This is a genomic window from Cupriavidus sp. SIMBA_020, from assembly GCF_046535395.1.
In the GTDB taxonomy this organism is placed as follows: Bacteria; Pseudomonadota; Gammaproteobacteria; order Burkholderiales; family Burkholderiaceae; genus Cupriavidus; species Cupriavidus campinensis.
In genome coordinates this window covers 1-330 of the sequence record NZ_JAWRWU010000231.1, presented here as the reverse complement: position 1 = coordinate 330, position 330 = coordinate 1, and the positions used below count along the sequence as shown (strand labels likewise).

The window sequence follows — 330 nt, the reverse complement described above, 5'->3', positions numbered from 1 at the left end:
GCGCACCGCGCCGCGCGCGCTGTCGGGCCACGGCGCACGGTAGCGCACCTTGCGGAACTGGCCGGGCCGCAACGTCAACCTGTCGGGCACGCCGGGCTCGCGCACGAGATCGAGCGGCGCGGGCGCGACGTCGCCGTTCGTCAGCGTTACGCGCAGCGTCGCGGGCAGCGTGACCTTGAGCGGGCGGCCGTCGTCGGCGGTGACGAGCAGGGTGAGTTCGAGCGGCTGGGAGGCGGCGACTTCGCGCGGCGGCTGCAGCATGGCGATGCGCGCGTGCGCGGCCGGCGCGGCGGCAAGACCCGCGGCGGCCATTGCCAGCGCCGGAATCAA

Annotated in this window: 1 pseudogene; it reads right to left on the bottom strand. The window is 76.1% G+C overall.

What is annotated here, in order from left to right:
- Positions 1 to 312, bottom strand: a pseudogene (locus SB751_RS28965) (phospholipase); the annotation flags it as partial.
- Positions 313 to 330 lie beyond the last annotated feature (18 nt).